The organism is Kitasatospora purpeofusca (assembly GCF_034043715.1).
Lineage (GTDB): Bacteria > Actinomycetota > Actinomycetes > Streptomycetales > Streptomycetaceae > Kitasatospora > Kitasatospora purpeofusca_A.
On the sequence record NZ_JAXCLC010000022.1, the window covers coordinates 31,087 to 54,461 of the forward strand.

Sequence of the window (23,375 nt, forward strand, 5' to 3'; positions counted from 1 at the left end):
GTCCGCACCGCCCCCGCACCGCCCCCGCACCCCCGGCTCAGCGCCCGGTGGGCTCCGGCTCGCGCCGCTCGGCGGAGCCCGCTGTGCCGCCGCCCCGCAGCGCCCGCTCCAGGTCCTTCAACGCCTGCAGCAGCAGTCTGGTCCCGGCCCGCACCACGTCCCGCTGCACTCCGGGCGGCGCGTCGGAGAGCCGCCGCTCCAGCCGGTCCTGGGCCTCCCGGACGGCGCCGAAGTCCACCGGCTGCCCGGTCAGCAGCGCGCCCGCCGCCAGCGCGGTGGCCAGCCGGAGTTCCTCGGCGAACTCGGCCGCCCCCGGCACCGGCTCGGCGTCGGGCCCGGGCAGATGGGCCTCCAGCAGGACGGCGACCCGCCCGAGGTGGCCGACCGCCGCCCGGGCCCGGTCCAGCTGGCGGCGGCTGACCCCGGGCAGGCCGGAGGCGTGCCGGCCGGGTTCGGCGTCGGCGCGCTGCATCGCCTGGAGCAGTTCCGAGCGCGCCTCCCGGGAGTCCAGCAGCGCGCCGCGCACCTCCCGCCCGCGCGGGGCGGCCGGCCGCTCGTAGACGGCGAGCGCCTCGGCCGTGTACCGCCCGGCGGCGGCCAGCCACTCGGCCAGCCGTTCTCCGAGCCTGGCGGTCTGCCAGGTGGGGAAGAGCGCGTAGACGAACAGGGCCACCGAGCCGCCGAGCAGTGTGAGGCCGACCCGTTCCACGGCGGTGACCAGCGGGTTCCCCTCCTGGAGCCCGAGCAGGAAGACCACGTAGGAGGAGATGCAGGCGGTGATCACGGCGTAGCCGGTGCGGAAGGTCAGATAGGCGCCGCCGATCGAGAGCACGGCGAGCGCGGCCAGCACCCATTCGCCGGGTCGCGCCAGCTGCACCACCAGGGTGGAGACCGCCACCCCGGCGACCGTCCCGGCCAGCCGGGCCACGCCCCGGCTGTAGGTCTGGGCGAAGTCGGGGCGCATCACCATGGCGGCGGTCATCGGCGCCCAGTAGCCGTGCTCGAAGCCGGCCAGCCGGGCCAGCAGGTAGGCGGCGGTGACCACTCCGGCCAGCCGGACGGCGTGCTGGAAGACCGCCGAGTGCGGGCGGAACTGCCGCCGCACCGCGCGCAGCGCCGTCGGCAGCATCCGGATCAGCGGCGGCTTGCGCAGTGTCCCGCCGGGTTGGACGACGGGGGTGTCGATGGTGTCCTCGGCGCCCCGGTCGAGCGCGTCGGCGGCGCCGCGGAGCAGTCCGGCCAGCCGGCGTGCGGCGCGGCGGGCGGCGCCGCGCAGTTCCGGGCCCTCGGTCCGGGCGACGAGGGTGAGGGCCGGGGCGGAGGAGGGCAGCCGGAGCGGGTCGCCGGTGCGGACCGCCCGGGCGAGCGCGTCCATCGCCTCGGCGGCGGCCGCCAGTACCTCGCGGGCCCGGTCGCGTTCGGGGCCCTCCTCGGGGGCGCCGACCTTGGGGTCGGCGATCGCCGCCAGGGTGGGCCTGATCCGTTCGGCGAGGCCGCGCAGGCCGCGCAGTTCGGGCGGGCGGTTCCGGTCCTGCCAGGGGGTGAGCGCGGCGGCGTGCCGGGCCGTCATGAACGGGGCCGGGTCGATGTGCGCGGTCGGGTCCTGGCGCAGCCGCCGGGCGTAGTCGGCGAGTTCGGCGTAGGTGTCGGCGAGCGCCTCGCGTTGGGCGGTCCAGCTGCCGATCGGCCAGACGGTGATGACCAGGGCCTGGACGACGCCGCCGAGCGCGCAGACCAGTCCGTGGCCGAGCGCGGTGAGCGCGCTGACGGGGAGTTGGACCACGATCAGCATCACCGAGAGGGTGTTGGCGGCGACGATCCCGGCGGTCGGCCCGATCGCCCAGGTGAGTCCGGCGCCGAAGGCCCAGACCGCGAGCAGTACGGGGAAGGCTCCGGGGACTCCGACCGCGAGGTAGCCGAGGAAGGTGCTGACGCCGAGTCCGGTCCCGGCGGCGACGGCGAGTGTGGCCCGGGGCCGGAAGCTGCGCTGGAAGGTCGCGGTGCCGGCGATGAACGCGCCCATCGCGGCCGAGGTGGCGAGCCGGGCGTCGCCGAGGGCCAGGGTCGGGAAGAGCACCAGGGCGACGGCGAGCGCCCCGCGTACCGCCCGTTTGGGGTCGGTGAGCGCCCGGTCGACGGTCAGTCCGGTCCGCGCGGTGTCTCGAAGTGCGGCGAACCAGGACATAGCGGTCAGCTTAGTGGTGCCCTTCGCAGCCGGATCCGCGCGACCCGCGCCCCGAGCCAGCACAGCGCCGCCGTCGGCAGGAAGACCGCGTCCGCCGCGATCATCGCCAGTGAGAACACCGGCAGCCCGAGCAGCACCGCGATCCCGAGGTGCTCGGCCATCATCACCACCAGCAGGGCGTTCTTGACCCTCCGGTCGACCAGCGCGAACGGGAAGCCCACCTGGAGCAGCACCGTCCCGTAGGAGATCAGGAACACCGGCAGCAGCGCCCCGCCGACCAGCCCGGACAGCTCCGGCCAGGGCGTGAAGTAGTCCAGGCGCAACGGGTAGTACAGGGCGGTGCCGTCCTGCCAGCGCGAGCCCTGCACCTTGTACCAGCCGGCCGTGGCGTAGATCAGCACCACCTCGACGGCGATCACCAGCATCGCGCAGTTGTGCACCATGGTCGCCAGCGCGTCCAGCACCGCCCGGGTCTCGCCCCGCGGTGCCAGCCGGTCGGCCAGCCACCACAGTCCGGCGACCGCCCACAGCCCCCAGAACAGCGGCGCCCAGCCGACGTACGGGAAGCCCGGGGTCGTCCAGTCCAGGCTGGTCCCGGCGAAGCCGCCCAGCTGGCAGACCAGCAGCAGTGCGCCGAGCAGCGTCCAGAGCGGCACCCCGCTCCGCCCGTGCTCGCCCCGGTGGGCGTCCAGCGACCACACCTGGGCGCACCGGGTGAAGACCAGGTAGATCGCCATCAGGTGGACGATGTTGTCGCCGCCGTCGCCGAGGAAGACATTGCGGTTCTGCAGCGACAGCACGGTGACCAGGAACAGCACCGTGCTCGCCCTGGTCCGCCAGCCGAGCAGCACGGCCAGCGCGGCGAGCACGGCCAGGTGGTAGACCAGCTCGAACCAGAGCCGCCCGTCGAACCAGGGCAGCACGGTCAGCGCCCGGTTGTCGGCCAGCAGCTGCTGGGCCAGGTCGGTCGACCAGGGCGAGGTGTCGCCGTACAGCAGCCGCCGGTTGGGCCACTCCCGCAGCAGGTACGCCAGCCAGACCAGCCCGAAGCCGATCCGCACCGTCGCCGCCTGGTACCGCCCGAGCACCCGCCCGGTGAACACCGCGACGGCCCGGCGGGCGAGTCCGGCCGGGCCGGGCCGGCGAGTACCGGCGGGCGCTCCGGCCGCCTCGGGGCCGGGCTGCCGGGGGATCCCGGCCACCACCGCCGCCGCCACGGCCGCCACAGCGGCCACGTCCTCGGCCGTCTGCCCGGCCGGAGCCGCCAGGCCAGCGCCTCCCGCGCCGCCCGCCACGCCCGCGCCGCCGGACCCGCCGGGCACCGCCGCGCTCACCGCAGCCCCCGCAGGTCGCCGGCCTTCACCGGCCACCAGGGCAGCTCCCGCACCTTCGGCGCGCCGGGCGCCGCCTCGTCGCTCCACGCCGGCGGCGCGACCGTCGTACTGGTCACCCGCAGCTCGACCGCGACCACCGGCCGCCCGTCCACGCTCGGGCCGATCCGCTGCACCGCGATCCGCTTCAGGTACTCCTCGGCGAGCCGGCCGCGCGGATTGGTCGTCGACTCGTCCTGGGCGCTGTGCGAGCCGTCGTAGAAGTCCCACGCGCGTCGCAGCAGGTTCTGGTCCGCGTGGCTGGGCGCCGGATTGCCCCGGATCGCGGCGATGTCCCGCGCGGTCAGCCCGACCCACTCGTGGATCCGTGCCTCCCCGTCCGGCGACTCGGTGCGCACCCGGGCGTCCACGGCGATGTTCTGCTGCAGCGGATTGGGCGCGAACAGCTTCCAGTTCTGCTCGAACTCCGGATAGATCAGGCCGTCCACCTGCTCCCGGTACTCCCGGGACAGCGAGTTGGCGGGCGCCACATGCAGGAAGACCGCACCGAGGAACAGCCCGGTGGCGCCGGTCAGCAGGGCGCCGGCCGCCCCCAGGACGACCCGCGCGGGCGTCGACCAGGGCCGGCGGACGGGCGGCGGGTCCGTACTCTCGGCCATGAACTCCCCCGGGGACGGGTGGGGCCGGCACCGCGCCGGCCCGGTCGCGCGCCCATCCTGCCCTACTCCCCGGGCCGGAGGGATCCCCCGGGCCTCAGCCGGTCCTCAGCCGGTCCACTCCGGCTCCGACGCCGCCGCCCGCGCCGCGAGCACCGCCCGCCGCCGCCGGCGCAGCACCGGCAGGGCGATCAGCAGCAGCAGCCCGCCGACCCCGGCGGCCGCGATGGCCGCCGTCGAGTGGCCGGCCGCCAGCAGCAGCTCACCGCCCAGCTCGGCCGCCAGCACCGACCCCGAGAACAGCAGCACCGAGCGCCGCAGCGCCGCGAGTGCCGCGACGACCCCGGCCGGCACCTCCTCGGCCACGGCCGACCCGGCCCCGTCCTCCCCGCTCATGTTCCCCCCGTCGTCCGTTCCCCCGGACACGCCCTACAGCCGGGCACGCCCTACAGGACGAAGGCGTCCTGCCCGCCGCTGCTCACCATCGGGCGGCCCGCGCCATCCCAGGCGTACATCCCGCCGTCGACGTTGACCGCCTCCCGGCCGTTCTGCACCAGGTACTGGACGACCTGCGCGGAGCGCCCGCCGACCCGGCAGAGCACGTACAGCTTCTCGTCCGGCAGCTCGCCGAGCCGGGCGACGACCTCGCCGATCGGGATGTGCAGCGCGCCCGCCACGTGTCCGGCGTCCCATTCGTCCTGCTCCCGGACGTCCAGCAGGGCGGCGTCGGCGGGCACGGCGGCGGCGTCGATGGTGGGGATCTGCGCGAACATCGTCTGGTTCTCCTGGGCTTCGGGATCGGCGCCGTCATTGTCCCCCACCGGGCGGCCTCCGAGCAGCCCTTCCAGCTCGGCCTGCTGGGCGGCGGCCCTGGCCAGCAGCTGCTCGGCCAGCTCGGCCAGCAGCCCGTCCGGGTCCTGCGGGGCCAGCGCGAGCAGCTCGCCCATCGCGCTGCGCTCCAGCCTGACCTGCTCGGCGGCCAGCTCGCCGATCCGCCCGGTCAGCCACTCCAGCCGGCGGCGCAGCCAGCCGAGCCGGTCGGGGGAGTCGGGCGTGGGCGCGGCCTCGGGCGCGGTGGACCACTCGGCGGACAGCGTCTCCAGGGCGCCGGTGTCGCCGTAGGCGTAGGCCTCGTTGACCCGGGCCAGGAACGCCGCCCGGCGCTCCTGCTCGGCCGGGTCGGTGGACAGGTCGGGGTGGGCCCGGCGCACCAGCTCGCGGTAGATCCGCTGGGCGTCCCGGCCGGGGCGCACCCGGACCGGCGCGGGCGGCGGCGGGGCGTCCTCCCGCTCCTGGACGCTGTCGAACAGCGCGTCCAGGTCCGGCATGTCGTCCACCCGCTGCCGCGCCTCGTGGGCCCGCCGGAGGTCGTCGGGGAGCCCGGTGCGGGCGGCCACGGCCTCGGCCAGCAGCGCGTCCAGCTCGTCCAGCCGGGCGTAGAGCGGCCCCAGCAGCTGATGGTGGATCAGCGCGAAGTTGTCGATCTCGACGCGCAGCGTCCGCACGTCGACGTCCATGGTCAGCCAGGCGAGTTCGGCGGCCTCGACCCGCTCCTCCAGCTCCCCCTGCTGCGGGTCCGTCCAGCGGACGGGGATCTGCGCGGTCACCTCTGGCCTCCGTCTCCTGCTGTCCGGTGCGGGGCCGGCCGGGCCCGTGCTGCGACCCTACCGCCCGGGCCCGGCCCGGCCTGCGGGCCGGACGGGGAGTGCGGAGGGGCGCACGGTGTGTGACACGCAACTGATACCGAGGAATCTCTTCGTTTCGCTATCGAGTCCCGGCCCGTCCGTGCTTCGCTGGTATCCGCACAGCATGCCTTCCTCCGGAGAACCGGCCGTCTCCAGGCGTGGCGGCCAGGCGGGAGCAGACCGAATCCATGGTGGACGACCCCAACTCCACACCGCGTCCGACGGGCACCGCTCCGGAGCCCGGCACCACATCGGGTGACCAGCCGTCGGGGGTGGTCGCCCTGGTCCGGCTCGCCGTCGTACTGGTCGACCGCGAGGGGCGGATCGGCCAGTGGAACCGGGCCGCCGAGGAGCTGTTCGGACACCGCGCCGAGGCCGTCCACGACCGGCCGGCCGCCGGCCTGCTGCCCGTCGCCGGGCCGCGCGGCGTGCCGGGCCGGACCGGGCCCGGCGCCACCGGCCGCCGCCGCGACACCTTCACCACCCTCACCGAGCTGACCTCGGACGGCGCCGCCTGGGCGGGACAGCTGCCCGTGGTCGACCGCGAGGAGCACCCGCGGGACGTGTTCTGGTGGGCCTACCCGCTGGACGGCCCGGCCGGCCGGCTGCTGGCCCTGGCCGCCGACGCCCGCCCGCTGCGCTCCGCCGGCCCCCGGCTGGCGCTCGGCGAGCGGCTGCTGCCGTTCGCCGCCGCTCCGGGCGCCCTGGGCGGCTTCCACCGGCTCTCCGCCGCGCTGGGCACCGTCGGCCGGCCGGTCCCCGAACCGCTCGCCGCCGCACTGCCCGGCGCGGCCGAGCGCCGCGGGCCGCTGCTGGCCGTGCTCACCCGGGCCGGACTGCCGGCCCTGCGGCTGGACCCGGGCACCGTGCTGCCGCTCCACCCGGCCGACCGGACGGCCGGCACCGCCCACGCGGCGGCCGGGATCGGCCGCCGCTACCCGACCGCTCAGCAGCGCTCCGCCAGGCTCGGCCCGCCGGCCCCGCCCGAGCAGTCCGCGCCCGGACGCCGTCCCGTCGTCCCGTCGCCCGCCCAGCTGCCCGTCCAACTGCCCGCCCAGCTGCCCGCCCAGCGCGAGGCCGCGGCCGCACCGGCCGCCGCGGACCGGGCCGCCCGCGCCGATCTCCCCGCGGGCGAGCTCATGACCGGCGGCGTCCCGGCCGCGCCGAGAGGAGGCACCACCATCGAGCAGACCACCGTCGGACCGGCCGCCAACGGACACCGGCTCCACCCGGTCGACCCCACCGCAGCGCCCGCACCGGCCGCACCCACCGCAGCGCCCGCACCGGCCGCACCCACCGCACTGGCCGCACCGGCCGCACCGACCGGAGCGGCCACCGTCCTCGTCCCCGCCGCCGCGGCCCCGCCCGGACCACCGGCCGGCCGGTTCGGCCCGTTCCTGACCAACGGCCACGCCGGCGAGCAGCTGGCCCTGCTCAACGAGGTCGGCGGCAAGGTCGGCACCACCCTCGACCTCGACTTCACCGCCCAGGAGCTGTGCCGGGTCCTCGTCCCCCGGGTCGCCGACTTCGCCTGCGTCGACCTCGTGGACGGCCTGATCTCCGACTCCGAGCTGCCCGCGGCCCGCCCCGACGACGACACGATGCTCCGCCGGGTCGCCCTGGCCCGCAACGAGTCGGCAGGACAGTGGGACCACGTGCTCGCCGAGGGCTCGCTGCTCGCCATGCCCCGCCGCACCCCGCCCGGCATGGCCCTCCAGCTGAACCAGCCGGTCCTGGTCCCGGTGGTCACCCGGGACGTCGCGGTCGACTACGCCGCCGCGCTCGGCGGCCCCGAGCTCGTCCCGGTGGTGTCCGGCCGCTCGATGCTGGTGGTGCCGCTCTCCGCCCGCGGCACCGTGCTCGGCATCCTCAAGCTGCTCCGGCTCCCCGACCGGGACCCGTTCGACGAGAGCGACGCCGCCACCCTCAAGGAGCTGGCCGCCAGGGCCGCGCTCTCGCTCGACAACGCCCGGCTGCACCGGGCCGAGTCCCGGGTCGCCACCACCCTCCAGCGCTCGATGATCCCGACCCGCCCGCCGCAGATCCCCGGCGTCCAGATCGCCCACCGCTACCTGCCCGGAGACTCCCGGGCCGAGGTCGGTGGCGACTGGTTCGACGCGATCCAGCTGCCCGGCAGCCGGGTCGCGCTGGTGGTCGGCGACGTCATGGGCCACGGCATCCACTCGGCCGCCGCGATGGGCCGCTTCCGCACCGCGATGCAGACCCTGGCCGCACTCGACCTGCCGCCCGGCCAGCTGCTGCGCCATCTGGACAACCTGGCCCACAAACTCGGCGACGACCATCTCGCCACCTGCCTGTACGCGGTCTACGACCCGATCAACCGGACCTGCGAGCTGGCCAGCGCCGGCCATGTGCCGCCGGTCCTGGTCCACCCGGACGGCACCGGCGAGCTGCTGGAGATCCCGGCCGGCGCCCCGATCGGGGTCGGCGGGGTGCCGTTCGTCGCCAAGACCATCGACGTCTCGGACGGCTCGATGCTGGTGCTCTGCACCGACGGCCTGGTCGAGGTGCGGGGCGGGGACATAGGAGCGGGGCTGGCCGCGCTCTGCGGCAATCTGATCGACCCCCGGCAGAGCCCGGAGGAGGCCTGCGACGTGGTCCTGGAGCGGCTGCACTCCGACGACCGCAAGGACGACGTCGCGCTGCTGGTGGCCCGCTTCGACGGGGTCGCGCCGAGCGAGGTCGCCACCTGGGACCTCACCGTCGACCAGCGCGAGGTCGGCCGGGCCCGCGCCCTGGTCCGCGAGCAGCTGGCCGCCTGGCACCTGGAGTCGATCGGCGACACCGTCGTGCTGCTGGTCAGCGAGCTGGTCACGAACGCCGTCCGGGTGGCCCGGGACCGGGTCCAGCTCCAGCTGATCCGGGTGGACAAGCTGCTGGTCGAGGTCAGCGACGACAACCACAACCTGCCGTCGCTGGAGCCCGCCGAACAGCTCGGCGAGACCGGCCGCGGCCTCACCCTGGTCACCAAGCTCGCCGAACGCTGGGGCACCGCCCGCAAGGCGGTCGGCAAGGTCGTCTGGTTCGAACTGCCGCTCTGAACGCCGCTCCGAACGCGGCGCACGCCGTACACACCGCGCACGCCACGCGCGCCGCGCAGCCGTGAACGACAGGAGCCCGCGGACCGTCCGGTCCGCGGGCTCCTCGTGCGTACTGCTCGGGTGCGGTCCTCGCGCCCGTTACGGCACAGCCGCGCCGGCCGGGGTGCGGCGGCGGACATCGGCGGCCGCCGCCTCCAGCGAGGCGGTGGCCGTCGCCACCACGGCCGCCGCGCCGACCCCGGCCAGCACCCGCGGCCAGAAGTCCCCGAACACCTCCACCGAGACCGCGATCAGCATCGCCGCCATCACCGCGACCACGTGCTCCATCCCGGCCAGGTTCGGCAGCACGACCGCCTCGCCGACCATGGTCGCCACGACCAGCCCGGCCGTGAACCAGGCCCGGCAGCGGAACGCGATGCAGATCGCCAGCGCCACCACCGCGGCCGAGGGCCCGGTGTCCCGCACGTGCGCGACCCACTTGGGGAAGCCGAAGGCGTGGTCCGGGCCGATCGCCACCCCGACCCGGGCGAACAGCGTCCCGGCGAGGGTGCAGGTGTAGGCGACCACCAGGGTCAGCCGCCGGCCGAGCACGATCTCGGCGATGCCGAAGACCACGAAGACCTGCGCCAGCGCCCCCCACACCGGCAGGTCCAGGGCCGGCACGTACAACGACAGCGGCGTGCGCAGCAGCGAGACGTCCAGCGGCAGCGCCGCCTTGACGACGCCGATCCGGGTGACGAAGTGCTCGCCGCCCGGAAGGTGCTGGACGATGCTGAACAGCAGGATCAGGCAGGTCGCCGCGGTGGCCAGTGGAACGGCCGCGAACTTCTTCCGCGCGACCTGCTCCCGGACCGTCCCGAACAGCGCTCCCCACTCGGCGACAGCGGCCTCTTTGGCAATAGCCACCGGCCCCTTTCGCACGCCCCCCGCGTGGGTCCTCCGCTTCACAACCGGTTCTCCGAATCCCCGTTGGCGCAAGCGCCTTCTCGACTACCCCCACATTAGAAGCCGGTTAACGAATCCACATCGGCAATTGTGCGGATCCGAGTCATCCTCAAGGGGGAGAAACAACCATGAGATCCCCCCGGACGGGTGCCCGGCCCCTCCGCCCCCCGGCGGAGGGCTACCCCTTCCCGCCCTGTGCCGCCACCGGCACCCGGGGTTCCGCGCCGGACGGCCCCCGGTGCCGGCGACGGAACAACGCGGGCAGGCTCGGTGCGGTGATGAAGCCCTCGGCCCGGGCACTGGCGATGCCGATCCGCGGAATCTCGCTGCTCTTCTCGAACAGCAGATAACGCGGTTCCCAGATCGGCCGGTACTTGGCGTTGGCCCGGTAGAGCGATTCGATCTGCCACCAGCGCGAGAAGAAGCCGAGAACGGAACGCCAGAGCCGCAGCACCGGCCCCGCCCCGAGCTTCGAACCCCGCTCGAAAACGGAACGGAACATGGCGAAGTTCAGCGAGACCCTGGCCAGGTTCACCTCACGGGCGCGCTGCAGGAGTTCGATCACCATGAACTCCATCAGGCCGTTCTCGGTGTCCCTGGCCCGGCGCATGAGGTCCAGCGAGAGCCCGTCCGCGCCCCACGGCACGAAACTGAGCAGGGCCTTCAACTCGCCCTCGGCGTCGTGGCACTCCAGCATCACGCAGCGCCCGTCGCCCGGGTCGCCGAGCCGGCCCAGCGCCATCGAGAAGCCACGCTCGGTCGCGCCGTCGCGCCACTGGTCGGCCTTGGCCACCAGCTCGGCCATCTCGTACTCGGGGATCTCCTCGTGGCGGCGGATCCGCACCGTGTAGCCGGCCCGCTTGACCCGGTTGTACGCCTGGCGCACCACCCGCATCGCCCGGCCGTCCAGCGAGAACTCGTCGAGTTCGACGATCGCCTCGTCACCCAGCTCCAGCGCGTCCAGCCCGTGCCGGGCGTAGATCACCCCGGCCTCCTCGGAGGCGCCCATCACGGCCGGCGCCCAGGCGTGCTCGCGGGCCTCGGACAGCCAGGCGTCGATCGCGCCGGGCCAGGCCTCGGGGTCGCCGATCGGGTCGCCGGAGGCCAGCGAGACGCCGCCGACCACCCGGTAGGTGACCGCCGCCTTGCCGCTCGGCGAGAACATCACCGCCTTGTCCCGGCGGAGCGCGAAGTAGCCCAGCGAGTCCCGCTCGCCCTGCTTCTCCAGCAGCCCCCGGATCCGCGCCTCGTCCTCCGCGGTGAGCAGCTCCGTGTCCCGCGGGCTGCGGAAGGCCACGTAGAAGACCAGCACGAAGAACACCGCGCCCATCACGTTGATGACCGTGTCCACCCAGGTCGGCACGAGGATCACGGAGCGCAGGTGCTCGGTGGCATCGATGGTGATCATCCGGCCGACCGAGTAGCGGAACATGTCCCAGAAGTCGGCGGCGCCGGCCAGCTCGTTGGTCAGGGCCACCAGGGCCGCACCGACCACCCCGCCGAAGCCCAGGACGGCCACGAAGGTGGCCGCGGCGGTCTTCGGGTTGGAGCTGTCGCCCTTGGAGGTGAACTCCTTCCGGCCGATCAGCAGCGCCAGGACGAACCCGCAGGTCAGCACGGTGGAGACGTAGTTCAGCGGGTGCTTGGTGAAGTTTCCGCCGGGCAGCGTCATGGCGAGCAGGTAGAGCAGCGCGAACAGCCCGGCCAGCGCGGTGTTGAAGATCCACGCGGCCCGCTTGCGGCGCCGCATCGTGATCGCCAGGAAGACCGAGAGCACCGCGCTGCTCAGTCCGGCGGTCATCAGGTAGGGGGTGAAGTACTCGTTCTTGTTGTGCGTCTCGACCTGGTCCCGGAAGGGCGCCAGGACCACGGTGACGACATTCAGCAGGGCGATCAGCCGCAGGTACCAGATCGTCGCCGTGGCGGCGCGCGGGCGCCAGCGCGCCATGAGGGCGCCGGACCGGGATCCGGGTCCGGTGGGGGAGGTGGACGGCTCCGGCTTCACAGTGGACGACACAGCTCAATTCCAAACGATCAGATGGTGGGCCGCATCCGCACACGACCCGGCTGGACGCCCACCCCGGCCGCGGACCGACCGAACGGCAGCCGATTCCCATGGTTCCCCACCGTCGGTGAGAATCGCGTGAACCAGGTAGCGGATTCACACCCCCGCCGTTCGGCGGGGTTGCTCCGGGAGGCCGGGCCCGGCGGAGCCGCCGGTCAGGCCCTACTCTCGATTCCAGTCATGCGGACCGGCCCGACCCGGCCGCCGAACCGAGGAGAGACCATCACCACCACCCGCGTGCTGATCGTGGACGACGAGATCCTGGTCCGGTCCGGGCTGGGCCTCATCGTCGGCTCCGCCCCCGACCTGGAGGTGGTCGGCGACTGCTCGGGCGCGCAGAGCGAGGACTACGTCCGGCGGCTGCGTCCGCACGTGGTGCTGCTCGACATCCGGATGCCGGACCTGGACGGCATCTCGGTGCTCCGCCGGCTGCGGGCCCTGCCCGACCCGCCGGCCGTGGCGATGCTGACCACCTTCGACACCGAGGAGCACATCGGCACCGCGCTGCGGGCCGGCGCCTCCGGCTTCCTCCTCAAGGACACCGCCCCGGACCAGCTGGTGCACGCCGTCCGGGTGCTCGCGGCCGGCGGCAACATCCTCTCCCCGACCGTGACCCGCACCGTGATCGGCGGCTATGTCGACGGCGGCGGCCCGGACGCCGAGGCGGCGACCCTGGCCCGCACCCTGACCGGCCGGGAGCTGGACGTGCTGGCGCTGCTGGGCGAGGGCCTGTCGAACGCCGAGATCGCCGACCGGCTGTTCCTCGGCACCGGCACGGTGAAGGACCACATCAGCGCGATCCTCGGCAAGCTCGGCGCCGCCAACCGGGTCCAGGCGGCCGTCGTCGCCCACCGGGCCGGGCTGGTCCGGCCGAAGCCGAGCGACGGGGCATGAGCGACCCCTCTCCCGCACGACGCCTTCCGGCCAAGTTCACCGCGCCCTGGCTGATGCTCCTGCTCCCCGCCGTCTACTCCCTGGTGGACGCCGCTCTGGTGGCCCGCGGCGCCCCGCTCTGGCAGACCCTGCTGTCGGTCCTGGCCGCCGTCGCGCTGCTGTGGCGGCGCCGCTTCCCGGTCACCGTGCTGCTGCTGACCATGCCCGGCAGCTACCTCGACGACATCTGGCTCGCCCCGATCACCGCCGTCTACACGGTGGCGGCCGAACGCCCCCACACCCGGGTGGTGATCCCCTGCGCCTCGCTCTTCGCACTGGTGGAGTTCTTCCACTGGCCGCTCTCCGAGCAGTCCTTCGAACCGACCCGGGACACCGCGCTCTACGCCATCCAGTCCGTGATGCTCGCGGCGGGCCCGGCCGCCACCGGTCTGCTGTCCCGGACCAGGCGCGAGCTGGCGGCCCGGCTGGACGAGCTCACCCGGGGACAGGCCAGGGAGAGCCGGCTGCTGGCCGAGCGGGTGCTCAGCGAGGAACGCGGCAGGCTCGCCCGGGAGATGCACGACGTGGTCTCGCACCAGGTCAGTCTGATCAGCATCCAGGCGGGCGCGCTCCAGGTCTCCACCGCAGACCCGGCGGCCTCGGGTGCCGCGTCGACCATCCGCGAACTGTCCGTGCGCACCCTGGAGGAGCTGCGGCAGATGGTCGGCGTGCTGCGGGCCGGCGGGCCGAGGACCGGCACCCCGCTGGCCCCGCAGCCCAGGCTGGCCGATCTGCCCCGGCTGATCGAGGAGAGCGGACTGGCCGCCGACGCCGAGCTGGCCCCGGGCGACCGCCCCTGGCCGGAGGCGGTCGAGCGGGCCGCCTACCGCACCGTCCAGGAGGCGCTCACCAACATCACCAAGTACGCGCCGCAGGCCGCGGTGCACGTCCGGGTCCGGGCCCGGGGCCGACGGCTGCGGGTCGAGGTGCGCAACGACGCCCCGCCGGCCCTCCCCGACCGGATCCTGCCCGGCGGCGGCCACGGCCTGGTCGGCCTGCGCGAACGCGCCCAGCTGCTCGGCGGCTCGCTCGACGCCGGCCCGACCGCCGACGGCGGCTTCGAGGTCCGCGCCGACCTCCCGGCGCCGTCCTCCTGAACCGGCGCCGGCGCCCGGGAAGCCGCAGCCGGGCCGGGTCGGTCCGATCCGGTCCGGGTGCCGGTACCGGGGAACAAGAAAGCCCCGCAGATCCGAAGATCTGCGGGGCTTCGCTGTGCGCGAGGGGGGAGTTGAACCCCCACGCCCTTTCGGGCACTGGAACCTGAATCCAGCGCGTCTGCCTATTCCGCCACCCGCGCATGGGTGTTTTCACCGCTTGCCGGTCGATCAGCCGATCCGCTCGGTACCATGTGGCCTTCGCGTTTCTTCGATCGGGCCACCCGCTGGGCGCCCCTTCCGACATGCAAAACAGTAGCACGGCCTGCGGGTCACCTCCGAATCCGTTCCCGGGGAGGCGGAGCGCATCCGAACGGATGCCCGGCGAACAGGCGAGCGAGGGACGGCGGGCCCGCCGGACGGGCAGCCTGGCATGCTGCCGCCCGCATGCGTCACCCTGTGTGTCCGAGCCCACCCCCGGGCACCACGTGGTCCGGGAACCGTACGGATGGCCCCGGCGTGGATACGATCAGTACGGAAGTACCGCAAGTAGGCGCGACCGGCTCCCCCCGGAAACCGGTCGGCAGGCAGGCGAACGAACCCTGGAAGGGGGTGCCCCATGGGAGTGCTGAAGAAGTTCGAGCAGCGACTTGAGGGTCTCGTCAACGGCACCTTCGCCAAGGTGTTCAAGTCCGAGGTCCAGCCCGTGGAGATCGCCGGAGCGCTGCAGCGCGAGTGCGACAACAACGCGAGCATCTGGAACCGCGACCGGACCGTCGTGCCCAACGACTTCATCGTCGAACTCAGCCCGCACGACCACGAGCGGCTGAGCCCCTACTCCGGGCAGCTGGGCAACGAGCTCGCCGGCATGGTCCGCGAGTACGCGGAGGCCCAGCGCTACACCTTCCTGGGCCCGCTCCAGGTGAACCTGGAGAAGGCCGACGACCTCGACACCGGCCTGTACCGGGTGCGCAGCCGCACCCTCGCCGCGGAGGAGCCGCAGCAGCAGGCCCCCGCGCAGCCGACCCAGCCCGGCTACGGCCGCCCGCCGGCCGCTCCGGCCCCCGGCGCACCGTGGCAGCAGGGCGGCGGTGCGCAGTACGCCGCGCCCCCGCCGCCACCGGCCACGCCCCCCGCGACCCCGCCCGCGCCGACCGCCCCCGCCGGCGGCAATGTGCGCCCCTTCCCGGGCGCCGGCCACGGCACTTCGACGCGCCGCTGGATCGAGGTGAACGGCGCCCGCCACCAGATCTCCGGGAACGCCTGCGTGCTCGGCCGCTCCACCGAGGCGGACGTCCGCATCGACGACCCCGGAGTGTCCCGCAAGCACGCCGAGATCCGCCCCGGAACCCCCTCGATGGTGCTGGACCTGGGGTCGACGAACGGCATCGTGGTGGACGGGCAGCACACCCAGCGCGCTACGCTCCGCGACGGCTCTCGAATCGTCGTGGGCTCCACCACCATCGTCTACCGACAGGTCGAAGGGTAGAGCGGGCGCGGTTATGTCAGAACTGACCCTCACGGTCATGCGGCTGGGCTTCCTGGCCGTGCTGTGGCTGTTCGTGATCGTCGCGGTCCAGGTGATCCGCAGCGACCTCTTCGGAACCAGGGTGAACCCCCGGTCCTCCCGCCGGGGCGGCGGTGCCACCTCGGCGGCGCCCGCGGCCGGGCGGGCCCCGCAGGGCCAGCCCCCGGCCGGCGGTCCGCCGACCCAGGGCGGCGGGCGCCGTCGCGGCGCCCCGACCCAGCTGGTCGTGGTGCAGGGCTCCCTGGCCGGGACCACCGTCGCGCTGCAGGGCCAGACCATCACGCTGGGCCGGGCGCACGACTCCACCATCGTGCTGGACGACGACTACGCGTCCTCCCGGCATGCCAGGATCTATCCCGACCAGACTGGGCAGTGGACGGTGGAGGATCTAGGCTCCACCAACGGCACCTATCTGGACCGTCAGCGCCTTACCGCGCCGACCCCGCTCCAGCCGGGCATGCCGATCCGTATCGGCAGGACCGTCATCGAACTGCGGAAGTAGTAGCGCATGAGGGACAGCATCCCGTCCATGACCCAGAGGGGGGCACAGGTCGCATGACCCTGGTGCTGCGCTTCGCCGCCGGGTCCCACAAGGGACTGATCCGGGAGGGGAACGAGGATTCCGGCTATGCCGGCCCGCGGCTGCTGGCCGTGGCCGACGGCATGGGCGGGGCGGCGGCCGGCGAGGTCGCTTCCTCCGAGGTGCTCGGCTCGATCGTCCGCCTGGACGAGGACGTGCCGGGCGCCGACCTGCTGACCCTGCTCGGCGACGCGGTCCAGGGCGCCAACGACCGGCTCCGGCAGATGGTCGAGGAGGACCCGCAGCTCGAAGGCATGGGCTGCACCCTCACCGCGATGCTGTGGACCGGCCAGCGGATGGGCCTGGTCCATGTCGGCGACTCCCGCGCCTACCTGCTGCGGGACGGCTCGCTGGTGCAGATCACCCAGGACCACACCTGGGTGCAGCGGCTGGTCGACGAGGGCCGGATCACTCCGGAGGAGGCCGAGACCCACCCGCAGCGCTCCCTGCTGATGCGTGCGCTGGACGGCCGGGGCCAGGTCGAGCCGGACCTCTCGATCCGCGAGGTCCGGGCCGGCGACCGCTATCTGATCTGCTCCGACGGCCTCTCCGGCCCGGTCAGCCACCAGACCCTCCAGGACACCCTGGGCAGCTACTACTCGCCCGAGCAGACCGTGCAGGAGCTGATCCAGCTCGCGCTGCGCGGCGGCGGCCCGGACAACATCACCTGCATCGTCGCGGACGTCCTGGACGTCGGCGCCACCGACACCCTGAGCGGCCGGTTCAACGACGTGCCGGTGGTGGTCGGCGCGGTCGCCGAGACCCCGCCGTCCTCGACCGCCGCGGACCAGTCGATCCGCGACACCCCGGCCGGCCGCGCCGCCGGCCTCGGCCGCGGCCCGCAGGGCGCCTTCGGCCCCGCCGAGGGCTACGGCGCCGGCCACCCCGACGCCGGGTTCGGCCCGGCCGACGGCTACCAGGGCGGCTCCGCCGAGTCCTCGGTCCACGGGACCGAGGACTACGAGGACGACGCCCCCCGGCGGCCGAAGCGCAAGAACCGGGCGCTGGCGTTCTCGCTGGTCGGCCTGGTCACCGTGGGCCTGCTGGGCGCGGGCGGCTTCTTCGGCTACCAGTGGACCCAGAGCCAGTACTACGTCGGCGTCGAGGGCGACCATGTCGCCGTCTTCCAGGGCGTGAACCAGAGCCTGGCCGGACTGAACCTGTCCTCGGTGCACACCCCGTACAAGGACATCGAACTCAAGTTCCTCCCGCAGGACCAGCGCACCCACGTCACCAACACCATCTCGGCGAGCAGCCTCGGCGACGCCGACGACAAGGTGAAGAAGCTGGGCGAGCAGGCCGCGTTCTGCCGCAGGGTGTCCGACGTCCGGGCCACCGCCGGCAGCCTGTCCACCCCGGGCGGCATCCCGGCGACCGGCCAGCCGTCCCAGCCGACCCAGCAGGCCGCCGCCGGCACCGTGGCGACGCACGCCGGGTTCGTGACGGCGACCACCGCGCCCAGCCCGTCCGCGACCGGACGCGCCCCCGCGGCCGGCGTCCCCACGACCACCCCGGGTACGAACACGCCGAGCACGCCGAACACGCCGAGCACCACCGCCCCGGCCCCCGTCGCACCCGGCCCGGGTGCCGCGGCCCCGGCGGTCCCGCAGAGCGACCTGCCCGGCCTGACCGACGAGGAGCGGCAGCGCGCCGACTCCTGCCCGAAGCCGTGACGGACGCGACCCGACACAGGTCCGGCCCGAGCGGGCCCGTCCGGCCGTCAGGGGCCGGACGGCACGTGGGCGGGCGAAGCGACAGAGCCACCGAGAAGCGCGTGTGGGCGGATGCCCCGGCCGAGCGGAGCGAGGCGGGAGCATGAGTACCTTCGACGTGAGCAGCGATCCGAACAGCCGGTCCGCCGGCGTGCCGGCCGACCGCGCGTCCTCACGGCGCCGCCGCAACACCACCATCTCGCCGCAGGCGACGCCGAACCGGCGCAACACCGAGCTGGCGATGCTGGCGTTCGCGGTGCTGCTGCCGGTCCTGGCGTACGCCAACGTGGGCCTGGCGATGGACGACAAGCTGCCCGCCGGGATGCTGGGCTACGGCCTGGGCATGGGCGCGCTCTCCCTGATCGCGCACCTGCTGATGCGGAGGTTCGCGCCGTACGCGGACCCGCTGATGCTGCCCATCGCCACCCTGCTGAACGGGCTCGGCGTGGTGATGATCTGGCGGCTGGACAAGGCCGGGCCGCTGCTGCACAACAACTTCCCGGCCGCCTCCAACCAGCTGATGTGGTCGGGGCTCGGCATCGCGTTCTTCATCGTGGTGATGGTCTTCCTGAAGGACCACCGGGTCCTCCAGCGCTACACCTACATCTCGATGGCGGTGGCGCTGGTGCTGCTCGCCGCCCCGGCGTTCTTCCCGGAGCGCAAGGAGGACCTCGGCGCCAAGATCTGGATCCGGATGGGCGCCTTCTCGATCCAGCCCGGCGAGTTCGCCAAGATCATCCTGACGGTGTTCTTCGCCGGCTACCTGATGGTCAAGCGCGACGCCCTGGCGCTGGCCAGCCGCCGCTTCATGGGCCTGTACCTGCCGCGCGGGCGCGACCTCGGCCCGATCATCGTGATCTGGCTGCTCAGCCTGCTGATCCTGATCTTCGAGAACGACCTCGGCTCCTCCTTCCTGTACTTCGGCCTCTTCGTGGTGATGCTCTACGTCGCCACCGAGCGGACCAGCTGGATCGTCGTCGGCCTGCTGATGTCGGTCGGCGGCGCGGTCGCGGTGGCCTCCACCGCCAGCCACGTCAAGACCCGCATCGACGCCTGGCTCGACCCGATGGCCGCCTTCGCCCCGAAGCCGCCGCAGGGGGCCACCGAGCAGATCGGCCAGTCGCTGATGGCGCTCGGCTCCGGCGGGGTGACCGGCTCCGGCCTGGGCCAGGGCCGCTCCTGGCTGATCGACTTCGCCGCCAAGAGCGACTTCATCCTCGGCTCCTTCGGCGAGGAGCTCGGCCTCACCGGCATGATGGCGATCTTCATGCTCTACGCCCTGCTGATCCAGCGCGGTCTGCGGACCGCGGTCGCCGCCCGCGACCCCTTCGGCAAGCTCTTCGCGGTCGGGCTCTCCTCCGCGATGGCGCTGCAGGTGTTCGTGGTCGCCGGCGGTGTCACCGGCCTGATCCCGCTGACCGGTATGACCATGCCGTTCCTCGCCCAGGGCGGATCCTCAGTGGTCGCCAACTGGGCCCTGGTCGCGATCCTGCTGAAGATCAGCGACAACGCCCGCCGTCCCGGGGTGGAGCCCACCCCCACACCCGAGATCCAGGGGGGCACTGCCTCGTGAACAAGCCGATCCGCCGGGTCTCGATCTTCTGCCTCGTGCTGATCCTGGCCCTCATGGTGCGCACCAACTGGATCCAGGGCGTGCAGGCCGACGCCTGGGCGGGCAACAAGTACAACAAGCGGCAGGTCTACGACCGCTACGCCTACCCGCGCGGCAACATCATCGTCGACGGCCAGCCGATCACCCAGTCCACCTTCGTGGACGGGCTGCGCTACAAGTACAAGCGGTCGTGGGCCGACCCGCAGATGTACGCGCCGGTCACCGGCTACTCCTCGCAGGCCTTCGGGGCCAGCCAGCTGGAGCAGCTGGAGGACGGCGTGCTCTCCGGCAGCGACGACCGGCTGTTCTTCCGCAACACCCTGGACATGCTGACCGGGGAGCAGAAGCGCGGCGGCGACGTCGTCACCACGATCAACTCCAAGGCCCAGAAGGCCGCCTTCGAGGGGCTCGGCAACAAGAAGGGCGCGGTCGTCGCGCTCGACCCGAAGACCGGCGCGATCCTGGCCCTGGTCTCCACGCCGTCCTACGACCCGGCGAGCTTCGCGGGCAACGAGTCCTCCGACTCGAAGGCCTGGACCGACCTCAACGCCGACCCGAACAAGCCGATGCTCAACCGGGCGCTGCGCGAGACGTACCCGCCCGGCTCGACCTTCAAGCTGGTCACGGCCTCGGCGGCGTTCGAGAACGGCCTCTACCAGAACATCGACGACCAGACCGCGACCCCGGACCCGTACACCCTGCCGGGCACCAACTTCGTGCTGAAGAACGAGTCCGACCGGGAGCAGTGCGGCAACGCCACCGTGAAGTCCGGCATGGACCAGTCCTGCAACACGGTCTTCGCCAAGATCGGCGCCGACCTCGGCAAGGACCGGATGCGGGTGCAGGCCGAGAAGTTCGGCTTCAACAGCACCGTGGACACCCCGATCCGGTCCGAGAAGAGCGTCTTCCCCTCCAACTCCACCCCGGACGGCACCGCCCAGGACTCGATCGGCCAGCACGACACCCAGGCCACCCCGCTGCAGATGGCGATGGTCTCCGCGGCGATCGCCAACAACGGCTCGCTGATGCAGCCGTACCTGGTCGCCGAGGAGCGCTCCGCCTCGCTGACCACCATCTCCAAGCACAGCGAGAAGCAGTTCTCGCAGCCGATCAGCCCGGCCACCGCGCAGAAGATGCAGGACCTGATGGTCTCGGTGGTCGAGAACGGCACCGGCAAGAACGCCAAGATCCCGGGCACCACCGTCGGCGGCAAGACCGGTACCGCCCAGCACGGCGAGGGCAACGCGGGCCTGCCGTTCGCCTGGTTCACCTCCTACGCCAAGGCCGCCGACGGCCGCACGGTCGCGGTCGCGGTGGTCGTCGAGGACGGCTCCAACAACCGCGACGGCATCAGCGGCGGCCGGCTGGCCGCCCCGATCGCGAAGTCCGTGATGCAGGCCGTCCTCGGCAAGTGACGGGAGCCCCGGCGGGGCCCGGCGGGGGGGTGAGGGAAATGTCACGATCGGCACCCCCGGTCCGGATACCGGTCTGATATCGGCCTACGGCCGACTCCGGTCCGGTACGGTCCGACCGGTAGCGTGTCCGCAGCAGCGGGTGTGCCCGCTGCCGTCCGTGCGGTGCCGAACCGGTCCTGACCGCAGAACCATCCGGGGCCCGGGCGGCGTCACAGGGAGCGTGCGGGGACACCTACGTCACAACCTCACCGGCGGGTGAGGGAGAGGGTCGCAACTATGGAAGAGCCTCGTCGCCTCGGCGGCAGGTACGAGCTCGGCGGCGTCCTCGGGCGCGGCGGCATGGCCGAGGTGTACCTCGGCCATGACACCAGGCTCGGCCGCTCCGTCGCCGTGAAGACGCTCCGGGCCGACATGGCCCGCGATCCGTCCTTCCAAGCCCGATTCCGCCGCGAGGCACAGTCCGCGGCGTCACTGAACCATCCCGCGATCGTCGCCGTGTACGACACCGGCGAGGACTACATCGACGGCATCTCCATCCCGTACATCGTGATGGAGTACGTCGAGGGGTCCACGCTGCGGGAGCTGCTGCACTCCGGCCGCCGGCTGCTGCCGGAGCGCGCGCTGGAGATGACCATCGGCATCCTCCAGGCCCTGGAGTACTCCCACCGGGCCGGCATCGTGCACCGCGACATCAAGCCCGCCAACGTCATGCTCACCCGCCAGGGCAACGTCAAGGTGATGGACTTCGGCATCGCCCGGGCGATGGGCGACGCCGGTATGACGATGACGCAGACCTCCGCCGTCATCGGCACCGCCCAGTACCTCTCCCCGGAGCAGGCCAAGGGCGAGCAGGTGGACGCCCGCTCCGACCTCTACTCCACCGGCTGCCTGCTCTACGAGCTGCTCACGGTCCGTCCGCCGTTCGTCGGCGACTCCCCCGTCGCGGTCGCCTACCAGCACGTCCGGGAAGAGGCGCAGCCGCCGTCCGTCTTCGACCCCGAGGTGCGCCCCGAGGTCGACGCGATCGTGCTCAAGGCGCTCGCCAAGGACCGCGACTACCGCTACCAGAGCGCCGACGAGATGCGCGACGACATCGAGCGCTTCCTCGACGGCCTGCCGGTGGCCGCGGCCCAGCAGGCCGCCGCGTACGGCATGGGCGCGGCCGGTTACGGCTACGACCAGAACGGCTACCCGCAGCACGACCCGTACGGCCAGACCAACCTGCTGCCGCAGCCGGTCCCCGGCGGTCCGACCACCGTCCTGCCGCAGGCCGCTCCGGCCGGCTACGCCGCCCAGGGCCAGCCCGGCTACGACGACGGCTACGGCCAGACCTACGCCGGCGCCCCCGGGGCCGGTGGCGGCGACGGTTACGACGACGGCTACGGCCGGGGCGGCCGGCGCGGCGAGGAGCCGCCGAAGAAGAGCAACACCTCCTGGATCGTGCTGGCGGTCGCCGCCGTGCTGGTCCTGGTCGGCACCTTCTTCGTCGCCCAGGCGATGTTCGGCGACAAGAAGGGCGGCGAGGAGAAGAAGGAGGCCGCGAAGATCGCGGCGCCCGGCCTCGTCGGCAAGACCCTGGCCGAGGCCAAGGCGCTCGTCGCCCAGGCCGGTCCCAAGCTGGTGGTCACCGAGGGCGACCGGATCGCCTGCCCGGACGCCAACGTGAAGAAGGACCAGGTCTGCACGCAGACCCCGACGGCGGGCACCCAGGTCGCCGAGGCCGCCTCGATCACCGTGCAGCTGTCCTCGGGCCCGGCCAAGACCGCCGTGCCCAACGTGGTCGGCAAGTCCAAGGAGCAGGCGGCCAAGGCGCTCGCCGACGCCGGCTTCACCAATGTGACGACCGACTACAAGGACGACGACAACGCCCCGCTGGACCAGGTGCTGACGCAGGACCCGGCCAGCGGCAGCGCCGACCCGGCCGCCCCGGTCAAGCTGACCGTGTCGCAGGGCAAGGCCAAGATCAACGTGCCGAGCGTGGTCGGCCAGCAGAAGGAGGCCGCCGAGGCCGCGCTGACCGGCGCCGGCTTCCAGGTGGACTCCTCGAAGACCCAGACCACCAACGAGCCCGCCAAGGTCAACACCGTGGCCTCGCAGAACCCGGCCGGCGGCAAGCAGCCGGCCAACACGAAGATCACGCTGACCATCTTCAAGGCGCCGGACAAGGTCTCGGTCCCGCCGATGGTGAACGTCCAGCTCAAGGAGGCCATCAAGACCCTCCAGGGGATGGGCCTCCAGTACACCGTCGTCCAGGGCCCGCAGGACCCCAACGCCACGGTGATCGCCTCCAACCCGCAGGCCGGGACCCAGGTGGACCCGAACACCTCGGTCGGGCTGATGACCAAGGCGGTGGAACCGCCCAAAGGGACCGACACACCGACCGTCCCCGGCCTCCCCACCCCCAGCAACACCAAAGGGGGGCCCAACAACTAAGCCCTGGTTCCCCTGGTTCTGAGCCCCTCGGGGCCGGACCGACCGGCTGAGTTGTTCCCGGCAGTCAGCCCGAGGGCCCGTCGACACCGCGTCGACGGGCCCTCGGGCGTTTCCACGGGCCCTGCGGCCCGCCTCCGGG

General features: G+C 73.3%; 16 protein-coding genes and 1 tRNA gene. 9 read left to right on the plus strand and 8 right to left on the minus strand.

The genetic code is table 11. The features are described 5' to 3' along the window. Positions 1-37 precede the first annotated feature (37 nt). The 5 genes from SM793_RS13825 to SM793_RS13845 form a co-directional block, all read right to left on the minus strand. On the minus strand, positions 38-2,185 hold the full coding sequence (locus SM793_RS13825; protein ID WP_320438459.1) for an FUSC family protein: 2,148 nt from the start codon (positions 2,183-2,185) through the stop codon (positions 38-40). A 5-nt stretch (positions 2,186-2,190) separates the two neighbouring features. Continuing rightward, entirely contained in the window at positions 2,191-3,519 is a 1,329-nt protein-coding gene (locus SM793_RS13830; RefSeq protein WP_413815950.1) for an HTTM domain-containing protein, read from the minus strand. Next, complete coding sequence (locus SM793_RS13835; protein WP_320438460.1) at positions 3,516-4,175, minus strand: DUF5819 family protein; 660 nt, start codon at positions 4,173-4,175, stop codon at positions 3,516-3,518. Before SM793_RS13835 ends, SM793_RS13830 begins: the two co-directional genes overlap by 4 nt. 105 nt (positions 4,176-4,280) lie before the next feature. Beyond that, a complete protein-coding gene (locus SM793_RS13840; RefSeq protein ID WP_320438461.1) occupies positions 4,281-4,568 on the minus strand; it encodes a hypothetical protein in 288 nt (95 codons plus the stop codon). A 50-nt stretch (positions 4,569-4,618) separates the two neighbouring features. Continuing rightward, positions 4,619-5,779, minus strand: a complete 1,161-nt coding sequence (locus SM793_RS13845) for a rhodanese-like domain-containing protein (protein ID WP_320438462.1) — start codon at positions 5,777-5,779, stop codon at positions 4,619-4,621. 266 nt (positions 5,780-6,045) lie between these two features. Here SM793_RS13845 and SM793_RS13850 point away from each other — a divergent pair, with 266 nt between their 5' ends. Further along, on the plus strand, positions 6,046-8,919 hold the full coding sequence (locus SM793_RS13850; protein WP_320438463.1) for a SpoIIE family protein phosphatase: 2,874 nt from the start codon (positions 6,046-6,048) through the stop codon (positions 8,917-8,919). A gap of 138 nt (positions 8,920-9,057) precedes the next feature. Here the strand turns inward: SM793_RS13850 and SM793_RS13855 are convergent, their stop codons facing one another. Together SM793_RS13855 and SM793_RS13860 are read right to left on the minus strand one after the other, a co-directional pair. Then, positions 9,058-9,825 carry a hypothetical protein gene (locus tag SM793_RS13855; RefSeq protein ID WP_320438464.1) on the minus strand — a complete coding sequence of 256 codons (768 nt, stop codon included), beginning with the start codon at positions 9,823-9,825 and terminating at the stop codon, positions 9,058-9,060. A gap of 217 nt (positions 9,826-10,042) precedes the next feature. Next, positions 10,043-11,812 (minus strand): phosphatidylglycerol lysyltransferase domain-containing protein, encoded by a 1,770-nt coding sequence (locus SM793_RS13860; RefSeq protein WP_320438506.1) that lies wholly within the window; start codon positions 11,810-11,812, stop codon positions 10,043-10,045. A 297-nt stretch (positions 11,813-12,109) separates the two neighbouring features. Here SM793_RS13860 and SM793_RS13865 point away from each other — a divergent pair, with 297 nt between their 5' ends. Together SM793_RS13865 and SM793_RS13870 are read left to right on the plus strand one after the other, a co-directional pair. Beyond that, the gene (locus SM793_RS13865) at positions 12,110-12,823 is read left to right on the plus strand and encodes a response regulator transcription factor (RefSeq protein WP_320438465.1); all 714 of its coding nucleotides are present in this window, start codon (positions 12,110-12,112) and stop codon (positions 12,821-12,823) included. After that, on the plus strand, positions 12,820-13,959 hold the full coding sequence (locus tag SM793_RS13870) for a sensor histidine kinase (RefSeq protein ID WP_320438466.1): 1,140 nt from the start codon (positions 12,820-12,822) through the stop codon (positions 13,957-13,959). Before SM793_RS13865 ends, SM793_RS13870 begins: the two co-directional genes overlap by 4 nt. A 116-nt stretch (positions 13,960-14,075) precedes the next feature. Here SM793_RS13870 and SM793_RS13875 read toward each other — a convergent pair. Then, positions 14,076-14,159, minus strand: a tRNA-Leu gene (locus tag SM793_RS13875). Between the two features lie 416 nt (positions 14,160-14,575). On the opposite strand from SM793_RS13875, the gene SM793_RS13880 reads away from it, so the two are divergent. From SM793_RS13880 to pknB, 6 genes are all read left to right on the plus strand, one after another. Beyond that, entirely contained in the window at positions 14,576-15,445 is an 870-nt protein-coding gene (locus SM793_RS13880; RefSeq protein ID WP_320438467.1) for a DUF3662 and FHA domain-containing protein, read from the plus strand. Positions 15,446-15,458: 13 nt separating this feature from the next. Then, complete coding sequence (locus SM793_RS13885; RefSeq protein WP_320438468.1) at positions 15,459-15,986, plus strand: FHA domain-containing protein; 528 nt, start codon at positions 15,459-15,461, stop codon at positions 15,984-15,986. A gap of 53 nt (positions 15,987-16,039) precedes the next feature. After that, a complete protein-coding gene (locus tag SM793_RS13890; protein ID WP_320438469.1) occupies positions 16,040-17,737 on the plus strand; it encodes a PP2C family protein-serine/threonine phosphatase in 1,698 nt (565 codons plus the stop codon). Between the two features lie 142 nt (positions 17,738-17,879). Beyond that, positions 17,880-19,349, plus strand: coding sequence for an FtsW/RodA/SpoVE family cell cycle protein (locus tag SM793_RS13895; RefSeq protein WP_320438470.1), 1,470 nt, complete (start codon positions 17,880-17,882; stop codon positions 19,347-19,349). Further along, positions 19,346-20,803, plus strand: a complete 1,458-nt coding sequence (locus SM793_RS13900; protein WP_320438471.1) for a peptidoglycan D,D-transpeptidase FtsI family protein — start codon at positions 19,346-19,348, stop codon at positions 20,801-20,803. The genes SM793_RS13895 and SM793_RS13900 overlap by 4 nt, the downstream gene beginning before the upstream one ends. Before the next feature lie 276 nt (positions 20,804-21,079). Further along, positions 21,080-23,236, plus strand: a complete 2,157-nt coding sequence (gene pknB / locus SM793_RS13905) for a Stk1 family PASTA domain-containing Ser/Thr kinase (RefSeq protein ID WP_320438472.1) — start codon at positions 21,080-21,082, stop codon at positions 23,234-23,236. The last annotated feature ends 139 nt before the right edge of the window (positions 23,237-23,375 follow it).

Bases quoted from the DNA above. Each gene is read 5' to 3' on its own strand.
- pknB (WP_320438472.1), top strand. From the start codon at position 21,080: ATGGAAGAGCCTCGTCGCCTCGGCGGCAGGTACGAGCTCGGCGGCGTC.
- SM793_RS13835 (WP_320438460.1), bottom strand. From the start codon at position 4,175: ATGGCCGAGAGTACGGACCCGCCGCCCGTCCGCCGGCCCTGGTCGACG.
- SM793_RS13895 (WP_320438470.1), top strand. From the start codon at position 17,880: ATGAGTACCTTCGACGTGAGCAGCGATCCGAACAGCCGGTCCGCCGGC.
- SM793_RS13840 (WP_320438461.1), bottom strand. From the start codon at position 4,568: ATGAGCGGGGAGGACGGGGCCGGGTCGGCCGTGGCCGAGGAGGTGCCG.
- SM793_RS13890 (WP_320438469.1), top strand. From the start codon at position 16,040: ATGACCCTGGTGCTGCGCTTCGCCGCCGGGTCCCACAAGGGACTGATC.
- SM793_RS13885 (WP_320438468.1), top strand. From the start codon at position 15,459: ATGTCAGAACTGACCCTCACGGTCATGCGGCTGGGCTTCCTGGCCGTG.
- SM793_RS13825 (WP_320438459.1), bottom strand. From the start codon at position 2,185: ATGTCCTGGTTCGCCGCACTTCGAGACACCGCGCGGACCGGACTGACC.
- SM793_RS13860 (WP_320438506.1), bottom strand. From the start codon at position 11,812: ATGGCGCGCTGGCGCCCGCGCGCCGCCACGGCGACGATCTGGTACCTG.
- SM793_RS13870 (WP_320438466.1), top strand. From the start codon at position 12,820: ATGAGCGACCCCTCTCCCGCACGACGCCTTCCGGCCAAGTTCACCGCG.
- SM793_RS13850 (WP_320438463.1), top strand. From the start codon at position 6,046: ATGGTGGACGACCCCAACTCCACACCGCGTCCGACGGGCACCGCTCCG.
- SM793_RS13865 (WP_320438465.1), top strand. From the start codon at position 12,110: ATGCGGACCGGCCCGACCCGGCCGCCGAACCGAGGAGAGACCATCACC.
- SM793_RS13880 (WP_320438467.1), top strand. From the start codon at position 14,576: ATGGGAGTGCTGAAGAAGTTCGAGCAGCGACTTGAGGGTCTCGTCAAC.